This window comes from Streptomyces sp. NPDC091280 (assembly GCF_044768565.1).
Taxonomy (GTDB): domain Bacteria; phylum Actinomycetota; class Actinomycetes; order Streptomycetales; family Streptomycetaceae; genus Streptomyces.
Genome location: NZ_JBIVUZ010000014.1, coordinates 292,734 through 309,473, shown reverse-complemented (window position 1 = coordinate 309,473; position 16,740 = coordinate 292,734). Strand labels below are relative to the sequence as shown.

Sequence of the window (16,740 nt, the reverse complement as noted above, 5' to 3'; positions counted from 1 at the left end):
GGGGCGCCGCACACCTCATCAGTGTGCGCGGCGCCCCCGGCCGCCGACCACAGCCGGACGGGCCGACTACAGCCCGGGATACAGCGGGTACTTCTCCGCCAGGGCCGTGACCCGGGCCTTGAGACCCGCCACGGCGGCCTCCCCGAAGGGACCGGGAGTCTTCAGGGTCTGCGCGATGATGTCCGCGACCTCGGCGAAGTCCTCGGCCGTGAAGCCGCGGGTCGCCAGTGCCGGGGTGCCGATGCGCAGGCCGGAGGTGACCATCGGGGGCCGCGGGTCGTTCGGGACGGCGTTGCGGTTGACCGTGATGCCGACCTCGTGGAGGCGGTCCTCGGCCTGCCGGCCGTCGAGTTCGGAGTTCCGCAGGTCGACCAGGACGAGGTGCACGTCCGTGCCGCCCGACAGGACGTCGACCCCTACGGCCTTCACGTCGTCCTGGACCAGCCGCTCGGCGAGCAGCCGCGCGCCCTCCACCGTCCGCCGCTGGCGCTCCTTGAACTCCTCGCCCGCCGCGACCTTGAAGGAGACCGCCTTGGCGGCGATCACATGCTCCAGCGGACCGCCCTGGAAGCCGGGGAAGACGGAGGAGTTGAGCTTCTTCGCGAAGGACTGCCGGGCGAGGATGATCCCGCCGCGCGGGCCGCCCAGCGTCTTGTGGGTGGTGGACGTGACGACGTCCGCGTACGGGACGGGGTTCGGGTGCAGCCCGGCCGCCACCAGTCCGGCGAAGTGCGCCATGTCGACCCACAGGTGGGCCTCGACCTCGTCCGCGATCCGGCGGAACTCGGCGAAGTCCAGCCGGCGCGGGTACGCCGACCAGCCCGCGATGATGACCTTCGGGCGGTGCTCCTTGGCGAGCTTCTCCAGCTCGGCCATGTCGACCAGACCGGTCTGCGCGTCCACGTGGTAGGCGACCACGTTGAACTGCTTGCCGGAGAAGTTGAGCCGCATCCCGTGGGTGAGGTGGCCGCCGTGCGCCAGGTCGAGCCCGAGGATGGTGTCGCCGGGCTGGGCCAGCGCGAACAGGGCGGCCTGGTTGGCGGAGGCGCCCGAGTGCGGCTGCACGTTGGCGTACTCGGCGCCGAACAGCTCCTTGACCCGGTCGATCGCGATCTGCTCGGCGACGTCGACGTGCTCGCAGCCGCCGTAGTAACGACGGCCGGGGTAGCCCTCGGCGTACTTGTTGGTGAGGACCGAGCCCTGCGCCTCCATGACCGCGAGCGGAGCGAAGTTCTCCGAGGCGATCATCTCCAGCGTGGACTGCTGCCGCCGCAGCTCGGCGTCGACGGCGGCGGCGATGTCCGGGTCGAGTTCGTGCAGGGGAGTGTTCAGGACGGACATGGGTCTACGACTCCTCAGCCGGCGGTGAAGGCGGTGTACTCGTCGGCGGAGAGCAGGTCGCCCGGCTCGTCCGTGATCCGCACCTTGAAGAGCCAACCGCCGTCGAAGGGCTCGGAGTTGACCAGCGCGGGCTCGTCCACGACGGCCGTGTTGATCTCCACGACCTCGCCGGTGACCGGCGCGTACAGGTCCGACACCGACTTCGTGGACTCCAGCTCGCCGCAGGACTCGCCCGCGGTCACCGTGGAGCCGACCTCGGGGAGCTGGGCGTAGACGACGTCACCGAGCGCGTTGGCCGCGAACTCGGTGATGCCGACCGTCGAGACACCGTCGACGGCGGCCGTCAGCCACTCGTGTTCCTTGCTGTACCGCAGATTCTCGGGGTGGTTGCTCATGGCGTGGATTCTCCTGTACGCGGGGGACTGCTGGTGAAGGGGGGAATGCGGAAGGACTCGTCGAGCGGGGGCGATCCGCCCCGGTCACGGACCCGACGCTACGACGACTGTCACTTCCGGCGCTTGTAGAAGGGGAGCGCCACGACCTCGTACGGCTCGTGGCTGCCCCGGATGTCCACACCGACACCGGCCGTGCCCGGCGCCGCGTGCGCGGCGTCGACGTAGGCCATGGCGATCGGCCTGCCCAGGGTGGGGGAGGGGGCGCCGGAGGTGATCTCGCCGATCACCTCGCCGTCGGCGACGACGGAGTAGCCCGCCCGCGGGACGCGGCGGCCCTCGGCGATCAGGCCGACCAGGACGCGCGGCGGCTGCGAGGCGGCGCGTTCGGCGGCGGCCTCCAGGGCGGCGCGGCCGACGAAGTCGCCGTCCTTCTCGAACTTCACGACCCGGCCGAGTCCGGCGTCGAAGGGGGTCAGGGAGGTCGACAGCTCGTGGCCGTACAGCGGCATGCCGGCCTCCAGGCGGAGCGTGTCCCGGCAGGACAGGCCGCAGGGGATGAGCCCGGCCGGGGCCCCGGCCTCGGTCAGCGCCTCCCACAGCTTCTCCGCGTCGGCGGGGGCGACGAACAGTTCGAAGCCGTCCTCGCCGGTGTAGCCGGTGCGGGCGATCAGCGCGGGGACGCCCGCGACCGTGCCGGGCAGACCGGCGTAGTACTTGAGGCCGTCCAGGTCCGCGTCCGTGAGCGACGCGAGGATGCCGGGGGACTCGGGGCCCTGGACGGCGAGCAGGGCGTAGGCGTCCCGGTCGTCGCGGACGATCGCGTCGAAGCCCTCCGCGCGTTCCGTCAACGCGTCCAGGACGGTCTGCGCGTTCGACGCGTTCGCCACGACCATGTACTCGCTCTCCGCGAGCCGGTAGACGATGAGGTCGTCCAGGATGCCGCCGTCGGCGCGGCAGATCATGGTGTAGCGGGCGCGGCCCACGCCCACGGAGGCGATGTTGCCGACGAGCGCGTGGTCGAGGAGCCGGGCGGCCTGCGGTCCGGTGACCGTGATCTCGCCCATGTGGGAGAGGTCGAAGAGGCCTGCCTTCGTGCGGACGGCGAGGTGTTCGTCGCGCTCCGAGCCGTAGCGCAGCGGCATGTCCCAGCCGGCGAAGTCGGTCATCGTCGCACCGAGCGAGCGGTGCAGCGCGTCGAGCGCGGTGCGGCGCTTCTCGGGGGTGGCGGTACTGCTCATCGGTCGTTCTCCCAAGGCATGACGGCGAGGTCGTTCCTCCCCATCTGTCATCGGGACCTGAGAGGTTCGCCATGACCGCGCGGGCCATGGGTTGCACCTTGGGTGGGACCACCGGGACGGGCGGTCCGCTTTTCAGATGTGCCTCGCCCGCGCGGTAACTGGGCCTGAGAGATTCAAGGGAGGGACTTGCTCCTTCGGCGCCCCGGCAACGGATCGTTGCCTGGGGACTCTCCCGCGCGGATTCAAGCGGCCGGTATGCAGTTAGGCGCGCACATCATCGCACAGGCTTTGTAACAGGCCTGTGGCCGGAAGCGAACGGAACCGCGAGACACCGTGCATTACCTTCTCTTTACGTTCAGTGGGGAGAACCTTTCCTGAACCCCCAGGGAGGACGATCACGGTGACAAGGACCACGGTGTACGCCACGACCTCGGCCGTCGCGCTGCCGAAGCAGCCCACGGCCCCGGCCCGGGAGGCGTGCCCGGCCCGCCCGGCACCGGTCGTCCGCGACCTCCGCGAGCGGGCCGGCCGCAGCCCGCACGGACTCCGCTTCGGCCCCCGCGATCTCGTCGTCGTCACCGGCCTGCCCGGCAGCGGCAAGTCCACGCTGATGCGGCGCGCGGTGACCGCCGACAGCGCCCGCGTCGACAGCCAGGACACCCGGGACCGCTGGGACGCCCGGATGTCCGGCGTCCCGGGCCCCCTTCCGTACGCGGTGTACCGCCCGCTGGTCCGCCTCGCGCACTACGCCGGACTGCGCCGCACCCTGCGCTCCGCGTCCGGAGCCGTGGTGCACGACTGCGGCACCCAGAGCTGGGTGCGCGGCTGGCTGGCCCGCGCCGCGCACCGGCGGGGCGGCACCCTGCACCTGGTGTTCCTCGACGTCGGCCCGGACATCGCGCTCGACGGACAGCGCGAGCGCGGCCGGGGCGTCTCGCGGTACGCGTTCCTGCGCCACCGCCGGGCCGCCGCCCGCCTGTTGCGCGCCGTGGAGCGCGGCGACCTGCCGCACGGGGTGGGCTCGGCGGTGCTGCTGGACCGGGACGCGGCGGACGTGCTGCGCCGGATCGACTTCGCGGACTGAGCCGCTAGCCTTTTCTGCCACGGCACGTTCACAGCAGGCGGTTTCACCAGCAGGCGGTAGGTAGATGGACATTCCGGCGGGCTTCCCCGGTCAGGCGTACCCCCACCCGCATCCGCACGGCGGATGGCCCGGCAACGAGCTGGAGGAGGTGCTCTCGGTCTCCCTCGGCCTGCCCTCGGCCGGCGGCCGGATCATCGAGGTGCTGGCCCGCAGCTTCGTGTGGGTCCCGCTGCCCAGCGGCGGCGGCCCGCACAGCGGACCGCTGGACCTGCCCACGCTGGACATCGAGGGGCAGGCCTTCGTGCCGGTCTTCAGCTCCGAGGAGCAGTTCCGCCAGGTCGTCGGCTCGCATCTGTCGTTCACGATCGCGCCCGCGGTGGAGTTCGCGCGCGGGCTGCCCCCGCAGGTGGGCATCGCGGTGAACCCGGACGGCGTGGTCGGCATCCCGCTCCCGCCCGCCGCCGTCGCCGAGCTGTGCCGCGTCGGCCGTACCGCCCTCGACGGCCCCACCAGCGGCGGCCGGGTCCGGCTCTTCGAGCCCGACTGGCAGGACGACCCGGTCGACTTCCTCGCCGCCGCCTCCGCCGAGTTCGCCGCCACCGGCGTGGTCGGTACGGCCCGCCGCTGCCTCGCCGCGATCGAGACCGCCGACCCGGTGATGTTCGTGGGCGTCGAACTGACCAGCTGGGAGGGCGACTTGAGGGCGGTCCCGATGGACGCCCTGTCCCGCGCCCTCACCAGGACCGAGGTCACATGGCCGGTCAACCTGGTCCTCCTGGACGTGACACAGGACCCGGTGGCCGACTGGATGCGGCAGACCGTGCGTCCCTTCTATACACAGGGTCACTGAAGGCGCCCCGAAGAGGCGCGGGGCCGTGTCGATGTACGGCTGCGCAGCGGGGCACTCCCGGCCCGGACGGACCGCCACTCGCGAACGCACCACGGGCCGCCACCCCTTGGGCGCTTAAGCTGTTTCCAACACAGGGCAACCAACCAGAAGGGGCGGTTCACGTGAGCGCCAGCGCCAGCGGCAGCCGCACCGCGACCGGCCAGGTCGAGCACATGCTGCGCCAGGTGACGCCCGGGCGCTACGACGCCTACGAGGCGCTCCTGCGCGCCCTCGCGACCCCGCACTCCGGCCAGGTCTGGATGCTCCTGTGGCACGGCCAGTCCGGCTCCCCGGACGCCCAGTACGGAAACATGCACGTCGAGGGCTACGGCTACGCCCCCTGTGTCACCTCGGCCCAGGAGCTCTCGGCCAGCGGCTGGAACCGCTCCTACGAGGTGGTCGACGGCCTGGACGTGGCCCGCACCCTCTACCCCGACCACTTCGGCCTCTGGCTCAACCCGCACGCCCCCGGCGGCGGGGTCGGCATCCCGTGGCTGGACCTGCGCCGGATCGCCACCGGCCTGGAGCGCCAGCCCGCGGGGCCGCTGCGCCTGACGGACCCGGCGGTCGAGGTCCCGCAGTTCTACGGACTGCTCACGCAGAACGCCCACCGCACCCCGGCGGTCCGCACCCTGCGCCGCGCCTGGGTGCAGCCCGCGCTCGGAGCGCCGTATCTCGCGATCGGTCTGGATGTGTACGACACCAGTCCGGCCGCCGTGGACTCGGTGCGCGCGATGATGCAGCAGTCCATCGGCGCGGTCCCGGACGGGCTGCCGGTGTCGACCGTGGCGATGTCCGACGACTACGACCCGGTGGCGCTGTGGCTGCGGGCGAACGCCCGCCCGTTCTACGACCGCGAGGCCCATGCCGCCCCCGCTCAGGCGGGCGGGTACGGCTACCCGCCGGCCCGTGGTGGATACTGACCCGGCGAGTCCTCTTCCCCGCTTCTCCGCAGATTTTACGTCGACGACACATTTCTTCGCGCGTAGATCGCGGTCTGGTGCCCCGAAAGGCGCCGAATCGGAGATCTGTCCCAACTGCCCCGCGTCCGGGAGGCGTTACCCGTTGTCCGTATAACGGAACCCTCCAGCCCGCATCACGTTTACGCATCCATTCACCGTCAAGTCTGGCAGCAGATCACCAAAGCGTTGAAGACTCCCGCACCAGGGGCCGTTCGCCCCGATGTACGACGGACTGATCATGGCCGCCACAGCGGCAAGTGTGGGCCGGCTACCGCCGGTTGAGAGGGGTCCCTGCCAGATGACGGCACCATTGCACGAGCCGACCGCGGAAGCGGCCCCGAGCGCGGCCGAAGAAGCGGCGGCCGCGACCGTCGGCGACAAGGCCGTGCAGGGACGTTCCCTGGGCCGGATCGCCTGGGAGCGACTCAAGCGCGACAAACTCGCCCTCACGGGCGGCATCGTCGTGCTCGTCCTCGTCCTGGTCGCGGTGTTCGCCCCGATGCTCGCCAGTCTGATCGGCCAGGACCCGGACACCTTCCACGAGACCCTGATCGACCCGCTGTTCGGCACCCCCAAGGGATCGCTGGGCGGCATCAGCGGCGACCACCTGCTGGGCGTAGAGCCCGTCAACGGCCGCGACATCCTCGCCCGCATCCTCTACGGCTCCCGGATCTCGCTCCTCGTCGGCTTCCTGTCCGCGATCGTCGCCGTGGTGCTCGGCACCGTCCTCGGCATCCTGGCCGGCTTCTTCGGCGGCTGGGTCGACTCGGCGATCAGCCGGGTCATGGACGGTCTGCTGGCCTTCCCGCAGCTGCTCTTCATCATCGCGCTCGTCTCCGTGATGCCCAACGACATGCTGGGCCTGAGCGGCTCCAGCGTGCGGGTGTTCGTGATGATCCTGGTCATCGGCTTCTTCGGCTGGCCCTACATCGGCCGCGTGGTGCGCGGACAGACCCTCTCGATGCGTGAGCGCGAGTACGTCGAGGCCGCCCGCTCGCTGGGCGCCGGACGCTTCTACATCCTGTTCAAGGAACTGCTGCCCAACCTGGTCGCGCCGATCATCGTGTACACGACGATGATGATCCCCACCAACATCCTCACCGAGGCGGCTCTCAGCTTCCTGGGCGTGGGCGTCAAGCCGCCCACGTCCTCCTGGGGACAGATGCTCTCCACCGCGATCGACTACTACGACTCGGACCCCATGTACATGGTCGTCCCCGGCGTGGCGATCTTCATCACGGTTCTGGCCTTCAACCTCTTCGGCGACGGCGTGCGGGACGCGCTCGACCCGAAGGGCTCCCGCTGAACCGCCCTACTCATGCGTCCCGTGCCATCTACACGGGGTCTCTCATCAAATCCGGAGGATCCGAGATCGTGACTACCCAACGCACCTCAGGGCGGCGTAAGCAGGCGTTTGCCGCCGCTGCCGCGGTCGCCGGCATGCTGGCCTTGGCAGCGTGCGGCGGCGGCAGCAAGAGCGACGACAGCGGTTCGAAGACCGGCGCCGCCGGCTTCGACGCGGCGAACAACAAGGTCGCCCAGGCCTCGCAGGTCAAGAAGGGCGGCGAGCTGAAGTTCGTCTCGGCTCAGGACGCCGACTTCTGGGACACCACGCGCGGTTACTACGGCTTCATGTGGGACTTCTCGCGCTACTACAGCCGTCAGCTGCTCACGTTCAAGACCGAGCCGGGTGCCGCGGGCGCCGAGCTCACGCCCGACCTGGCGACCGACATGGGGCAGGTCTCGGCCGACGGCAAGACCTACACGTTCCACCTGCGTGACGGGATCACCTGGGAGGACGGCAAGGCCATCACCTCCCAGGACATCAAGTACGGCATCGAGCGGGTCTGGGCCCAGGACGTGCTGTCCGGCGGTCCGATCTACCTCCAGCAGATGCTCGACCCCAAGGGCACCTACAAGGGTCCCTACAAGGACACCTCGGCGGACAAGCTCGGCCTGAAGGCGATCTCCACGCCCGACGCCAAGACGATCGTCTTCCACCTGCCCGTCGCGAACTCGGACTTCAAGCAGGTCCTCGCCATGGTCACGGCGTCCCCGGTCCGCCAGGACAAGGACACCAAGGCGAAGTACACGCTGCACCCCTTCTCCTCCGGCCCGTACAAGTTCCAGTCGTACAGCCCGGGCAAGAAGCTGGTCCTGGTCCGCAACACCAACTGGAAGGCGTCGTCCGACCCGGTGCGCAAGGCGTACCCGGACAAGATCTCGCTGACCATCTCCTCGAACCAGTCCGACATGGACCAGCGTCTGATCAACGGCGACTACGACATCGACGCCGGCCAGACGGGTCTGGGTCCGCAGGGCCGCACCATCGCCCTGAAGGAGCACAAGGCCAACCTGGACAACCCGATCTCCGGCTTCATCCGCTACGCGGTCTTCCCGCAGAGCGTCAAGCCGTTCGACAACATCGAGTGCCGCAAGGCGGTCATCTACGCGGCCGACCACGTGTCGCTCCAGACCGCGCGCGGCGGCCCGATCGCCGGTGGTGACATCGGCACCAACATGCTCCCGCCCGCCATCGCCGGCGGCGAGGGCCAGAAGTACGACCCGTACGGGATCTCCGGTGCCAACAAGACCGGCAACGACGACCTCGCCAAGAAGGCCCTGAAGGCCTGCGGCCAGCCGAACGGCTTCAAGACCACCATCGCGGTCCGCAACAACAAGCAGCAGGAGGTGGCCACGGCCACGTCCCTGCAGGCGGCGCTGAAGAAGGTCGGCATCACCGCCGACATCTACCAGTACGACGGTTCGCAGAGCTCCGGCATCATCGGCTCCCCCTCGAACGTCGCGAAGAAGAAGCTCGGCATCATCATCATGGGCTGGGGCGCGGACTTCCCGACCGTCCAGGGCTTCGGTGCCCCGCTGTGGGACAGCAACTACATCCTGCAGAGCGGCAACAACAACTTCGCCCTGATCAAGGACAAGACGATCGACGGGCTGTTCGACCAGTACAACACCGCGCAGGACGAGTCGAAGAAGACCCAGATCGCCACGGACATCAACCACAAGGTGACCGAGGGCGCGTACTACCTGCCCTTCACCTTCGAGCGACTCCTGAACTGGCGCTCCTCGCGTATCGCCAACGTCTACACGACGAACGCGTACAGCGGCTACTACGACTTCGTCAACATCGGTCTGAAGTCCACGAAGTAATCCCGGCACACCCGCCGTACGGCACGAAAGGCAGGTGAAGGCCGGCGCGGCGGGACCGCGGGCCACCGGACGACCTCCGGTGGCCCGCGGTCCCGCGGCGGGCCGTTAGCTGTGCTCGCTTACCTCATCAGGCGGCTGTTCGCCGCCGCAGTGATGCTGGTGGTCATCATCCTGGTGGTCTTCAGCATCTTCTTCCTCGTCCCCAAGTGGGCGGGCGTGGACATCGCCACGAGTTTCGTGGGCAAGCAGGCCGACCCGCACGCCGTCGCGGCGGTGCGGGAGAAGCTGGGTCTGAGCGACCCGATCTTCGTGCAGGTCTGGCACTTCTTCAAGGGGATCTTCGTCGGCCGCACCTACTCGGCCGGCGGCGACGTCACCCACTGTGCCGCGCCCTGCTTCGGCTACTCCTTCCGTAGCGAGCAGTCCGTATGGCCGGTGCTCACCGACCGCTTCCCGGTGACCCTGGGTCTCGCGCTCGGTGCCGCCGTGCTGTGGCTGGTCTTCGGTGTCGCGGCGGGTGTGCTCTCCGCGCTCAAGCGGGGCAGCATCTGGGACCGCACGGCCATGGTCGTCGCGCTCGGCGGTGTCTCCCTGCCGATCTACTTCACGGGTCTGCTCTCGCTGGCGGTCTTCAGCTACGGGTTGAACTGGATCAACGGCCAGTACGTGCCGCTGGACCAGAGCTTCACCGGCTGGCTGGGCGGCATGATCCTGCCCTGGATCACCCTCGCCTTCCTGTACGCCGCGATGTACGCCCGTATCACCCGCGCCACCATGCTGGAGATCCTCGGTGAGGACTACATCCGCACGGCACGCGCGAAGGGCCTCAAGGAACAAGTCGTCATCGGCAAGCACGCCATGCGCTCCACGATGACGCCGATCCTGACGATGCTCGGCATGGACCTCGGCGCGCTCATCGGCGGCGCCATCCTGACCGAGACGACGTTCAGCCTGCCCGGCCTCGGCCAGGCGGTGCTCGCCGCCATCAAGAACCAGGACCTGCCCATCATTCTGGGCGTCACCCTGATCACTTCTCTCGCGGTGCTGCTTGCCAACCTCGTGGTGGACATCCTGTACGCCGTGATCGACCCCCGAGTGAGGCTCTCATGACGGAACTGAGCAAGACCGGAGCGGCCCTCGGCGAGCCCACCAGCGCGTCGCCCGCTCCGACGTCCTTCCTCGAAGTGCGCGACCTGAAAGTGCACTTCCCGACCGACGACGGTCTCGTCAAATCCGTCGACGGACTCACCTTCTCGCTGGAGAAGGGCAAGACCCTCGGCATCGTGGGCGAGTCCGGCTCCGGCAAGTCGGTGACCTCGCTCGGCATCATGGGCCTGCACACCGCCGGCCAGTACGGCAAGCGCAAGGCACAGATCTCCGGCGAGATCTGGCTGGACGGCACCGAGCTGCTGTCCGCCGACCCCGACCACGTGCGCAAGCTGCGCGGCCGGCAGATGTCGATGATCTTCCAGGACCCGCTCTCCGCGCTGCACCCGTACTACACGATCGGCGCGCAGATCGTGGAGGCGTACCGGATCCACCACGACGTCGACAAGAAGACCGCCAAGCGCCGCGCGGTCGAGATGCTCGACCGGGTGGGCATCCCGCAGCCGGACAAGCGGGTGGACAGCTACCCGCACGAGTTCTCCGGCGGTATGCGCCAGCGCGCGATGATCGCGATGTCGCTGGTGAACAACCCCGAGCTGCTGATCGCGGACGAGCCGACGACCGCCCTGGACGTCACCGTCCAGGCGCAGATCCTCGACCTCATCCGGGACCTGCAGAAGGAGTTCGGCTCCGCGGTCATCGTCATCACCCACGACCTGGGCGTCGTCGCCGAACTCGCCGACGACATCCTGGTGATGTACGGCGGCCGGTGCGTCGAGCGGGGACCGGCCGAGGACGTGTTCTACCAGCCCCGGCACCCCTACACCTGGGGCCTGCTCGGCTCGATGCCGCGGCTCGACCGCGAGCAGCAGGAGCGGCTGATCCCGGTCAAGGGCTCCCCGCCCTCGCTGATCAACATCCCGTCCGGCTGCGCCTTCAACCCGCGCTGCCCGTACGCGGACCTCCCGAAGGACAACGTCACCCGCACCGTCCGCCCCGAGCTGGCCGAGGTCGGCACCCGGCACTGGGCCGCCTGCCACCTGGGCAAGGAGCAGCGGGAGCGTATCTGGACCGAAGAGATTGCGCCGAAGCTGTGAGTGACGACGAGAAAGCGGTGACGATTCCCGCGCAGGCCGACGAGCCGCAGAAGCAGGGCGCGACCCTCACCAAGGACCCCGCCCCGGGCGAGGTCCTGCTGAAGGTGACCGGACTGCAGAAGCACTTCCCGATCAAGAAGGGCCTGCTCCAGCGGCAGGTCGGCGCCGTGCACGCGGTGGACGGCCTCGACTTCGAGGTCAGGTCCGGCGAGACGCTGGGCGTCGTCGGCGAGTCGGGCTGCGGAAAGTCGACGATGGGCCGGCTGATCACCCGGCTGCTGGAGCCGACCGGCGGAAAGATCGAGTTCGAGGGCAAGGACATCACGCACCTCGGGGTGAGCGGGATGCGTCCGCTGCGCCGCAATGTGCAGATGATCTTCCAGGACCCGTACTCGTCGCTGAACCCGCGCCACACCATCGGCACGATCGTCGGCGCTCCCTTCCGGCTCCAGGGCGTCGAGCCCGCGGGCGGGATCAAGCAGGAAGTGCAGCGGCTGCTTGAGGTGGTCGGTCTCAACCCCGAGCACTACAACCGCTATCCGCACGAGTTCTCCGGCGGTCAGCGCCAGCGCATCGGCATCGCCCGCGCGCTCGCCCTGAACCCGAGGCTGGTCGTGGCGGACGAGCCGGTCTCCGCGCTCGACGTGTCGATCCAGGCGCAGGTGGTGAACCTGCTGGACGACCTCCAGCAGGAGCTCGGCCTGACGTACGTGATCATCGCGCACGACCTCTCGGTGGTCCGGCACGTCTCGGACCGGATCGCGGTCATGTACCTCGGCAAGATCGTCGAGCTGGCCGACCGCGAGCTGCTGTACAAGGCGCCGATGCACCCGTACACCAAGGCGCTGATGTCGGCGGTGCCGATCCCGGACCCGCGGCGCAAGAACGCGAAGAGCGACCGCATCCTGCTCCAGGGCGATGTCCCCTCGCCGATCTCGCCGCCGAGCGGCTGCCGTTTCCACACCCGGTGCTGGAAGGCGACGCAGATCTGCACCACGACCGAGCCGCCGCTCCTGGAGCTGGTGCCCGGTCAGCAGGTCGCGTGCCACCACCCGGAGAACTTCGCGGACCAGGCTCCGCAGGACACGGTCCTGCTGACGGCCGCGAAGGAGGCCGAGAAGCTGCTCGGCGAGACCGCGTTGCAGGAGTCGGCGGAGACGTCGGCGGCGGTGGCGGCGACACTCGCGGAGGAGGCGGCCGAGCCGGTTTCCGAACCGGCTTCCGAGCCGGTCTCCGACTCCGCCGAGCCGGAGGCCGGAACCGGCGAAGAGAAGTAGCGCGGAAATTCGACCGCGCGAATGCCCCGGAAACCGTTTCAGGTTTCCGGGGCATTCGCGTTGTTCACCGGGCTTTTTCGGCCCGGCCTCAATTCACGACTTGGTCTCCCAGTAGCGCCAGCCGACGGAAGTCACCGGAAACTTCGCCGTCCCCGTGGACAGCACGGTGTTGGTGCAGTTCGGGTTCGTCTTGTTCGACTCCCAGCCGAGCTTGAAGCCGTTGGAGCCGTACTGCATGTTGCCGTACTTGTGGGCGGTGATGTTGTGCGTGTACGTGTGCCCGGTGGTGACCGCCACGGACTTGGCGTAGGTCGAGCCGATGGACGCCTTGGCCGAGGCGAACAGGTAACTCGCGCTCACCTCAAGGGAGCCGGAGACGCTGTAGGAGATGGTGGAGGCCTTGGTCACCGAGACCGACATGGTGCCACCGGGGCCGTCCTTGAAGTACTGGCCGCTCGCCGGCAACCGGTAGGGCGTGCGGGAGGTGATCAGGACCCCGTAGGTGATCGGGCAGGACCTCTTCGGTGTGACGACCGCGGAGGCGGGCGCCGCACCGGCGATGACGGGCAGGGAACCGGCCAGAATGAGTGTGGCGAGCTTGGTTCTCTTGCGCATGAATTCCCCCTGTGAGTTTTTCCCAGAACGTCAAGCGCGGCTGAGCCTAGGGAGCTTGACGGAAGCAGGTCAATCGATAAAAAAAGCGTTGAGGAAGAATTGAGCTTGCCCTTTTGCGGAGTGAAATCTCTGGCAAAGATGTGGAAAAAACCCACCGCCCGCCGCGGTCAACTACCCTGTGCCGTATGACGAGTTGGCAAAGTCATGGCCATGACATGTGAGGACGGGGCAGAGTCGAGCGTGTCCGACTGATCGGAAACGCACCCGAAGGGACGACTCATGGCACTCTCCCGTTCGGCACGTTCAGGGGCCCTCGCGACCGCGGCGGCCTCTTTTCTCGTCATAGCCGCCTCCTCCGCCCCCACCCCCGGGGCCGACGGCATCGGTGACACCTACTTCCCCCAGCTCGGCAACGGCGGCTTCGACGCCCGCCACTACGCCCTCGACGTGGCCTACAACCCCGACACCGACCGCCTCGACGGCCTGACGACCCTCACCGCCCGCGCCACCCAGAACCTCTCCTCCTTCGACCTGGACCTGCAGAAGCTGGAGGTCACCCGGGTCGAAGTGAACGGCAGGCGGGCCCAGTTCACCCGCACCGGCGACGAACTGCGCATCACCCCACGGGACTTCCTCCGCAAGGGCAGGGACTTCACGGTCGCCGTCACCTACGGCGGGGTGCCCGAACCCCTCAACGGACCCATCGTGTTCGGCTCCGACTACGGCTGGATGAAGACCGCCGACGGAGTCTTCGTCGCCTGCGAACCCAACGCGGCCTCCACCTGGTTCCCCTCCAGCGACCACCCCTCGGACAAGGCCACCTACGACATCCGCATCAAGGCCCCCAAGGGTCTCACCGGAGTCTCCAACGGCCGCCTCGTCTCGACGTACGACAAGGGCGACTCGACGTACACCCACTGGCGGGAGTCGAAGCCGATGGCGACCTACCTCGCCACCGCCACCATCGGGAAGTTCGACGTGCGGACGGGGACCACCCCCGGCGGCACCCCGATCTACGTCGCCATCGACCCGGTGCTCGCCAACAGCAACAGCGTCGACGTGTACGCCGTGACGGCCGACGCCACCGACTACTGGTCGCAGCTCTTCGGGCCGTACCCCTTCGAGGAGACCGGTGCGATCGTCGACGACATGCCGGAGGCGGGGTTCTCGCTGGAGGTGCAGAGCAAGCCGGCCTACTCGGCCGTGCGCAGCGAGACGACGATCGTGCACGAACTGGCCCACCAGTGGTTCGGCGACTCGGTGTCGGTCGCGCACTGGAAGGACATCTGGCTCAACGAGGGCTTCGCGACCTACGCCCAGTGGCTGTGGGCGGAGCACCGGGGCACCCGCACCGCGCACGACTCGTTCCTGGCCGGCTACAACTCCCGCCCCGCCGACAGCGCCTTCTGGCAGACCGTCGTCGCGGACCCGCAGCGCGACACGATGTTCGCCTCCGCCGTCTACCAGCGCGGCGCGATGACCCTCCAGATGCTGCGCGAACGCATCGGCGACACGGCGTTCTTCAAGCTGCTGCCCACCTGGACGAAGCTGCACCGCTACGGCAACGCGAGCACCGAGCAGTTCATCGGGCTTGCCGAGAAGATCTCCGGGCAGCACCTCGACGACCTGTTCTCGACCTGGCTCTACACACCGGGCAAGCCCACCCTGTGACATCCCTCGGGTGACAATGCGGTGTGCTTCAGCAACTGTTCAGCCCCTCCGTCCAGCACACGCTCGACCTCGTCGGCATCTTCGTGTTCGCCATCTCCGGCGCGCTGCTGGCCGTCCGCAAGAACTTCGACGTGTTCGGCATCGCCGTGCTCGCCGAGGTCACCGCGCTGGGCGGAGGGCTGTTCCGTGACCTCATGATCGGCGCGGTGCCCCCGGCCGCCTTCACGGACCTGGGGTACTTCGTCACCCCGCTCTTCGCCGCGCTCCTCGTCTTCTTCCTCCATCCGCACGTGGAGCGGATCCAGGCCGGCGTGAACGTCTTCGACGCGGCCGGCCTCGGCCTGTTCTGCGTCTCGGGCACGGTGAAGGCGTACGACTACGGGCTGAACCTCACCTCCTCGGCCGCCCTCGGTCTCGCCACCGCCGTCGGCGGCGGTGTGCTGCGCGACGTCCTCGCCAACGAGACCCCGTCCCTGCTGCGCTGGGACCGCGACCTGTACGCGGTCCCGGCGATCGTCGGCGCCACCATCTCCGTGCTCTGCATCCGCTACGACGCGCTGACCCCGCTCACCAGCGGGCTCGCGATCGTCACCGCTTTCGTACTACGCCTGCTCGCGATGCGGTTCCACTGGCGAGCTCCGCGTGCGTGGAACCGCCGCTCGAACGTCCAAGAGGATCGGACGCCGACTTCGTGATCCGGGGGTGGTTCTGCCCCAGCTCCAGGGTCAGCCAGCGGAACACCGTCTTCACCTGGGGCCGCCACAGCGCCATGGTGTGCCCGCCGTCGCTGCGCGGCAGGAACACCACGTGCACGCTCGTCGGCGCCTTGGCGATCTGTTCGAGGGCCACGCCCGCCTGGTAGCCGTCGCCGGACTCGCCGGACAGGTACATCGCGATCGGCGGCGGTGTGGCCGCCTTCTTCAGCAGCAGGTAGGGGTTGTTCGCCTCGCGCAGGGCCACGCTCTGCGCGGCCAGCGAATTGCGTTCGCCGATCGGGTCGTTGTAGCCGGACATGCTCACCGCGGCCTGATAGCGGTCGGGGTGGGCGACGGCGAGCTTGACCGCGCAGTGCGCGCCGGCCGAGTAGCCGGCGACGCCCCAGCCCTTGGGCGCGGGCTGCGCGCGGAAGTTGTCCATGACCATCTTCGGCACGTCGACGCTGAGCCAGGTGTCGGCGTTGACCGTGCCGGGGATGTTGGCGCACCCGGTGTCCACCCCGGCCAGCAGGTTGTAGCGCGGTGCGACCAGGATGAAGGGCGCGATCCGCCCGCTCTTCATCAGCGGCTCCAGCTGCTGGGTCACGTGCATCGACCCGAACCAGGCCTTGGCGGAGCCGGGCCAGCCCGGCAGCAGTTCCACCACGGGGAACTTCTTGTGGCGGTAGGCCGCCTCCTTGTACTGCGGCGGGGTCCAGACGTAGACCTCGGCGTTCACGCCCGACACCTGGCCCTTGAGCTGGGTGACCTCGACCTGGCCGGCCGAGCTCATGCCGGGGCCGCTGGCGGCGGAGAAGTCCTGCTTGACCTTGGGCAGCCGGTTCAGCGAGATGTTCCCGGTGCCGTTCTTGCCGAGATTGGCTGCCTGCTGGACGTGGTTGCCGGTGCCGAGGAGGTCGGCCCAGTTGTCGTAGAGGTTGTTCTGGTTGTTGACCATGACGAAGACCAGGGTGACGGCCGTGGCCTGCGCGAACAGCAGCATCAGGGCCCGGGCCGCCACGCGTACGGCCTTGGGGCCGCGCAGTCTCGACCACAGCACGAGCGGCAGTATGAGGGCGACGATCGTCAGCACGACGGCGGTGTAGAGGAACGGGGTCCCGGTGAGGCTCATGTCCCCAAAGAGGGGGATCAAGGGCCCTGGGTCACGGACGAGTGCGGACACTTACCAAGAAATTGC

Annotated in this window: 15 protein-coding genes and 1 riboswitch; of the genes, 10 read left to right on the top strand and 5 right to left on the bottom strand. The window is 68.8% G+C overall.

All coding sequences use genetic code 11. The features are described 5' to 3' along the window. Positions 1-66: 66 nt before the first annotated feature. The 3 genes from glyA to gcvT all read right to left on the bottom strand — a co-directional run bounded on the left by glyA (position 67) and on the right by gcvT (position 2,974). Positions 67-1,341 (bottom strand): serine hydroxymethyltransferase, encoded by a 1,275-nt coding sequence (gene glyA, locus ACIQPR_RS37735; RefSeq protein ID WP_403658033.1) that lies wholly within the window; start codon positions 1,339-1,341, stop codon positions 67-69. 14 nt (positions 1,342-1,355) lie between these two features. Then, positions 1,356-1,736 carry a glycine cleavage system protein GcvH gene (gene gcvH / locus ACIQPR_RS37730; protein WP_403658031.1) on the bottom strand — a complete coding sequence of 127 codons (381 nt, stop codon included), beginning with the start codon at positions 1,734-1,736 and terminating at the stop codon, positions 1,356-1,358. 110 nt (positions 1,737-1,846) lie between these two features. Continuing rightward, positions 1,847-2,974 (bottom strand): glycine cleavage system aminomethyltransferase GcvT, encoded by a 1,128-nt coding sequence (gene gcvT / locus ACIQPR_RS37725; RefSeq protein ID WP_403658028.1) that lies wholly within the window; start codon positions 2,972-2,974, stop codon positions 1,847-1,849. A gap of 142 nt (positions 2,975-3,116) precedes the next feature. Then, a riboswitch (glycine riboswitch) is annotated at positions 3,117-3,219 on the bottom strand. Positions 3,220-3,368: 149 nt separating this feature from the next. Between gcvT and ACIQPR_RS37720 the strand changes: the two genes are divergently transcribed. The 8 genes from ACIQPR_RS37720 (at position 3,369) to ACIQPR_RS37685 (ending at position 12,561) form a co-directional block, all read left to right on the top strand. After that, a complete protein-coding gene (locus tag ACIQPR_RS37720) occupies positions 3,369-4,058 on the top strand; it encodes an AAA family ATPase (protein WP_403658186.1) in 690 nt (229 codons plus the stop codon). A gap of 64 nt (positions 4,059-4,122) precedes the next feature. Next, complete coding sequence (locus tag ACIQPR_RS37715; protein ID WP_403658025.1) at positions 4,123-4,908, top strand: enhanced serine sensitivity protein SseB; 786 nt, start codon at positions 4,123-4,125, stop codon at positions 4,906-4,908. A 212-nt stretch (positions 4,909-5,120) separates the two neighbouring features. After that, positions 5,121-5,870, top strand: coding sequence for an enhanced serine sensitivity protein SseB C-terminal domain-containing protein (locus ACIQPR_RS37710; protein ID WP_403658184.1), 750 nt, complete (start codon positions 5,121-5,123; stop codon positions 5,868-5,870). A 337-nt stretch (positions 5,871-6,207) separates the two neighbouring features. Continuing rightward, positions 6,208-7,215, top strand: coding sequence for an ABC transporter permease (locus ACIQPR_RS37705; RefSeq protein WP_403658022.1), 1,008 nt, complete (start codon positions 6,208-6,210; stop codon positions 7,213-7,215). Between the two features lie 68 nt (positions 7,216-7,283). Beyond that, the gene (locus tag ACIQPR_RS37700) at positions 7,284-9,080 is read left to right on the top strand and encodes an ABC transporter substrate-binding protein (protein WP_403658020.1); all 1,797 of its coding nucleotides are present in this window, start codon (positions 7,284-7,286) and stop codon (positions 9,078-9,080) included. Between the two features lie 111 nt (positions 9,081-9,191). Beyond that, positions 9,192-10,190, top strand: coding sequence for an ABC transporter permease (locus ACIQPR_RS37695; RefSeq protein WP_403658017.1), 999 nt, complete (start codon positions 9,192-9,194; stop codon positions 10,188-10,190). Beyond that, positions 10,187-11,284, top strand: coding sequence for an ABC transporter ATP-binding protein (locus tag ACIQPR_RS37690; RefSeq protein ID WP_403658014.1), 1,098 nt, complete (start codon positions 10,187-10,189; stop codon positions 11,282-11,284). The genes ACIQPR_RS37695 and ACIQPR_RS37690 overlap by 4 nt, the downstream gene beginning before the upstream one ends. Continuing rightward, on the top strand, positions 11,281-12,561 hold the full coding sequence (locus ACIQPR_RS37685) for an ABC transporter ATP-binding protein (protein ID WP_403658011.1): 1,281 nt from the start codon (positions 11,281-11,283) through the stop codon (positions 12,559-12,561). Before ACIQPR_RS37690 ends, ACIQPR_RS37685 begins: the two co-directional genes overlap by 4 nt. Positions 12,562-12,654: 93 nt before the next feature. Here the strand turns inward: ACIQPR_RS37685 and ACIQPR_RS37680 are convergent, their stop codons facing one another. Then, the gene (locus ACIQPR_RS37680) at positions 12,655-13,176 is read right to left on the bottom strand and encodes a hypothetical protein (protein ID WP_403658008.1); all 522 of its coding nucleotides are present in this window, start codon (positions 13,174-13,176) and stop codon (positions 12,655-12,657) included. A 279-nt stretch (positions 13,177-13,455) separates the two neighbouring features. On the opposite strand from ACIQPR_RS37680, the gene ACIQPR_RS37675 reads away from it, so the two are divergent. Together ACIQPR_RS37675 and ACIQPR_RS37670 are read left to right on the top strand one after the other, a co-directional pair. Beyond that, positions 13,456-14,847 (top strand): M1 family metallopeptidase, encoded by a 1,392-nt coding sequence (locus ACIQPR_RS37675; RefSeq protein WP_403658005.1) that lies wholly within the window; start codon positions 13,456-13,458, stop codon positions 14,845-14,847. Between the two features lie 23 nt (positions 14,848-14,870). Further along, positions 14,871-15,542, top strand: a complete 672-nt coding sequence (locus ACIQPR_RS37670; RefSeq protein ID WP_403658002.1) for a trimeric intracellular cation channel family protein — start codon at positions 14,871-14,873, stop codon at positions 15,540-15,542. On the opposite strand, the gene ACIQPR_RS37665 is transcribed toward ACIQPR_RS37670, so the two are convergent. Further along, positions 15,436-16,674, bottom strand: coding sequence for an alpha/beta hydrolase (locus ACIQPR_RS37665; RefSeq protein WP_403657999.1), 1,239 nt, complete (start codon positions 16,672-16,674; stop codon positions 15,436-15,438). The two genes, ACIQPR_RS37670 and ACIQPR_RS37665, sit on opposite strands and share 107 nt — an antisense overlap. Positions 16,675-16,740 lie beyond the last annotated feature (66 nt).

Coding starts and splice junctions, on each gene's coding strand:
- glyA (WP_403658033.1), bottom strand. CDS start 1,341: ATGTCCGTCCTGAACACTCCCCTGCACGAACTCGACCCGGACATCGCC.
- gcvH (WP_403658031.1), bottom strand. CDS start 1,736: ATGAGCAACCACCCCGAGAATCTGCGGTACAGCAAGGAACACGAGTGG.
- gcvT (WP_403658028.1), bottom strand. CDS start 2,974: ATGAGCAGTACCGCCACCCCCGAGAAGCGCCGCACCGCGCTCGACGCG.
- ACIQPR_RS37715 (WP_403658025.1), top strand. CDS start 4,123: ATGGACATTCCGGCGGGCTTCCCCGGTCAGGCGTACCCCCACCCGCAT.
- ACIQPR_RS37710 (WP_403658184.1), top strand. CDS start 5,121: ATGCTGCGCCAGGTGACGCCCGGGCGCTACGACGCCTACGAGGCGCTC.
- ACIQPR_RS37705 (WP_403658022.1), top strand. CDS start 6,208: ATGACGGCACCATTGCACGAGCCGACCGCGGAAGCGGCCCCGAGCGCG.
- ACIQPR_RS37690 (WP_403658014.1), top strand. CDS start 10,187: ATGACGGAACTGAGCAAGACCGGAGCGGCCCTCGGCGAGCCCACCAGC.
- ACIQPR_RS37680 (WP_403658008.1), bottom strand. CDS start 13,176: ATGCGCAAGAGAACCAAGCTCGCCACACTCATTCTGGCCGGTTCCCTG.
- ACIQPR_RS37675 (WP_403658005.1), top strand. CDS start 13,456: ATGGCACTCTCCCGTTCGGCACGTTCAGGGGCCCTCGCGACCGCGGCG.
- ACIQPR_RS37665 (WP_403657999.1), bottom strand. CDS start 16,674: ATGAGCCTCACCGGGACCCCGTTCCTCTACACCGCCGTCGTGCTGACG.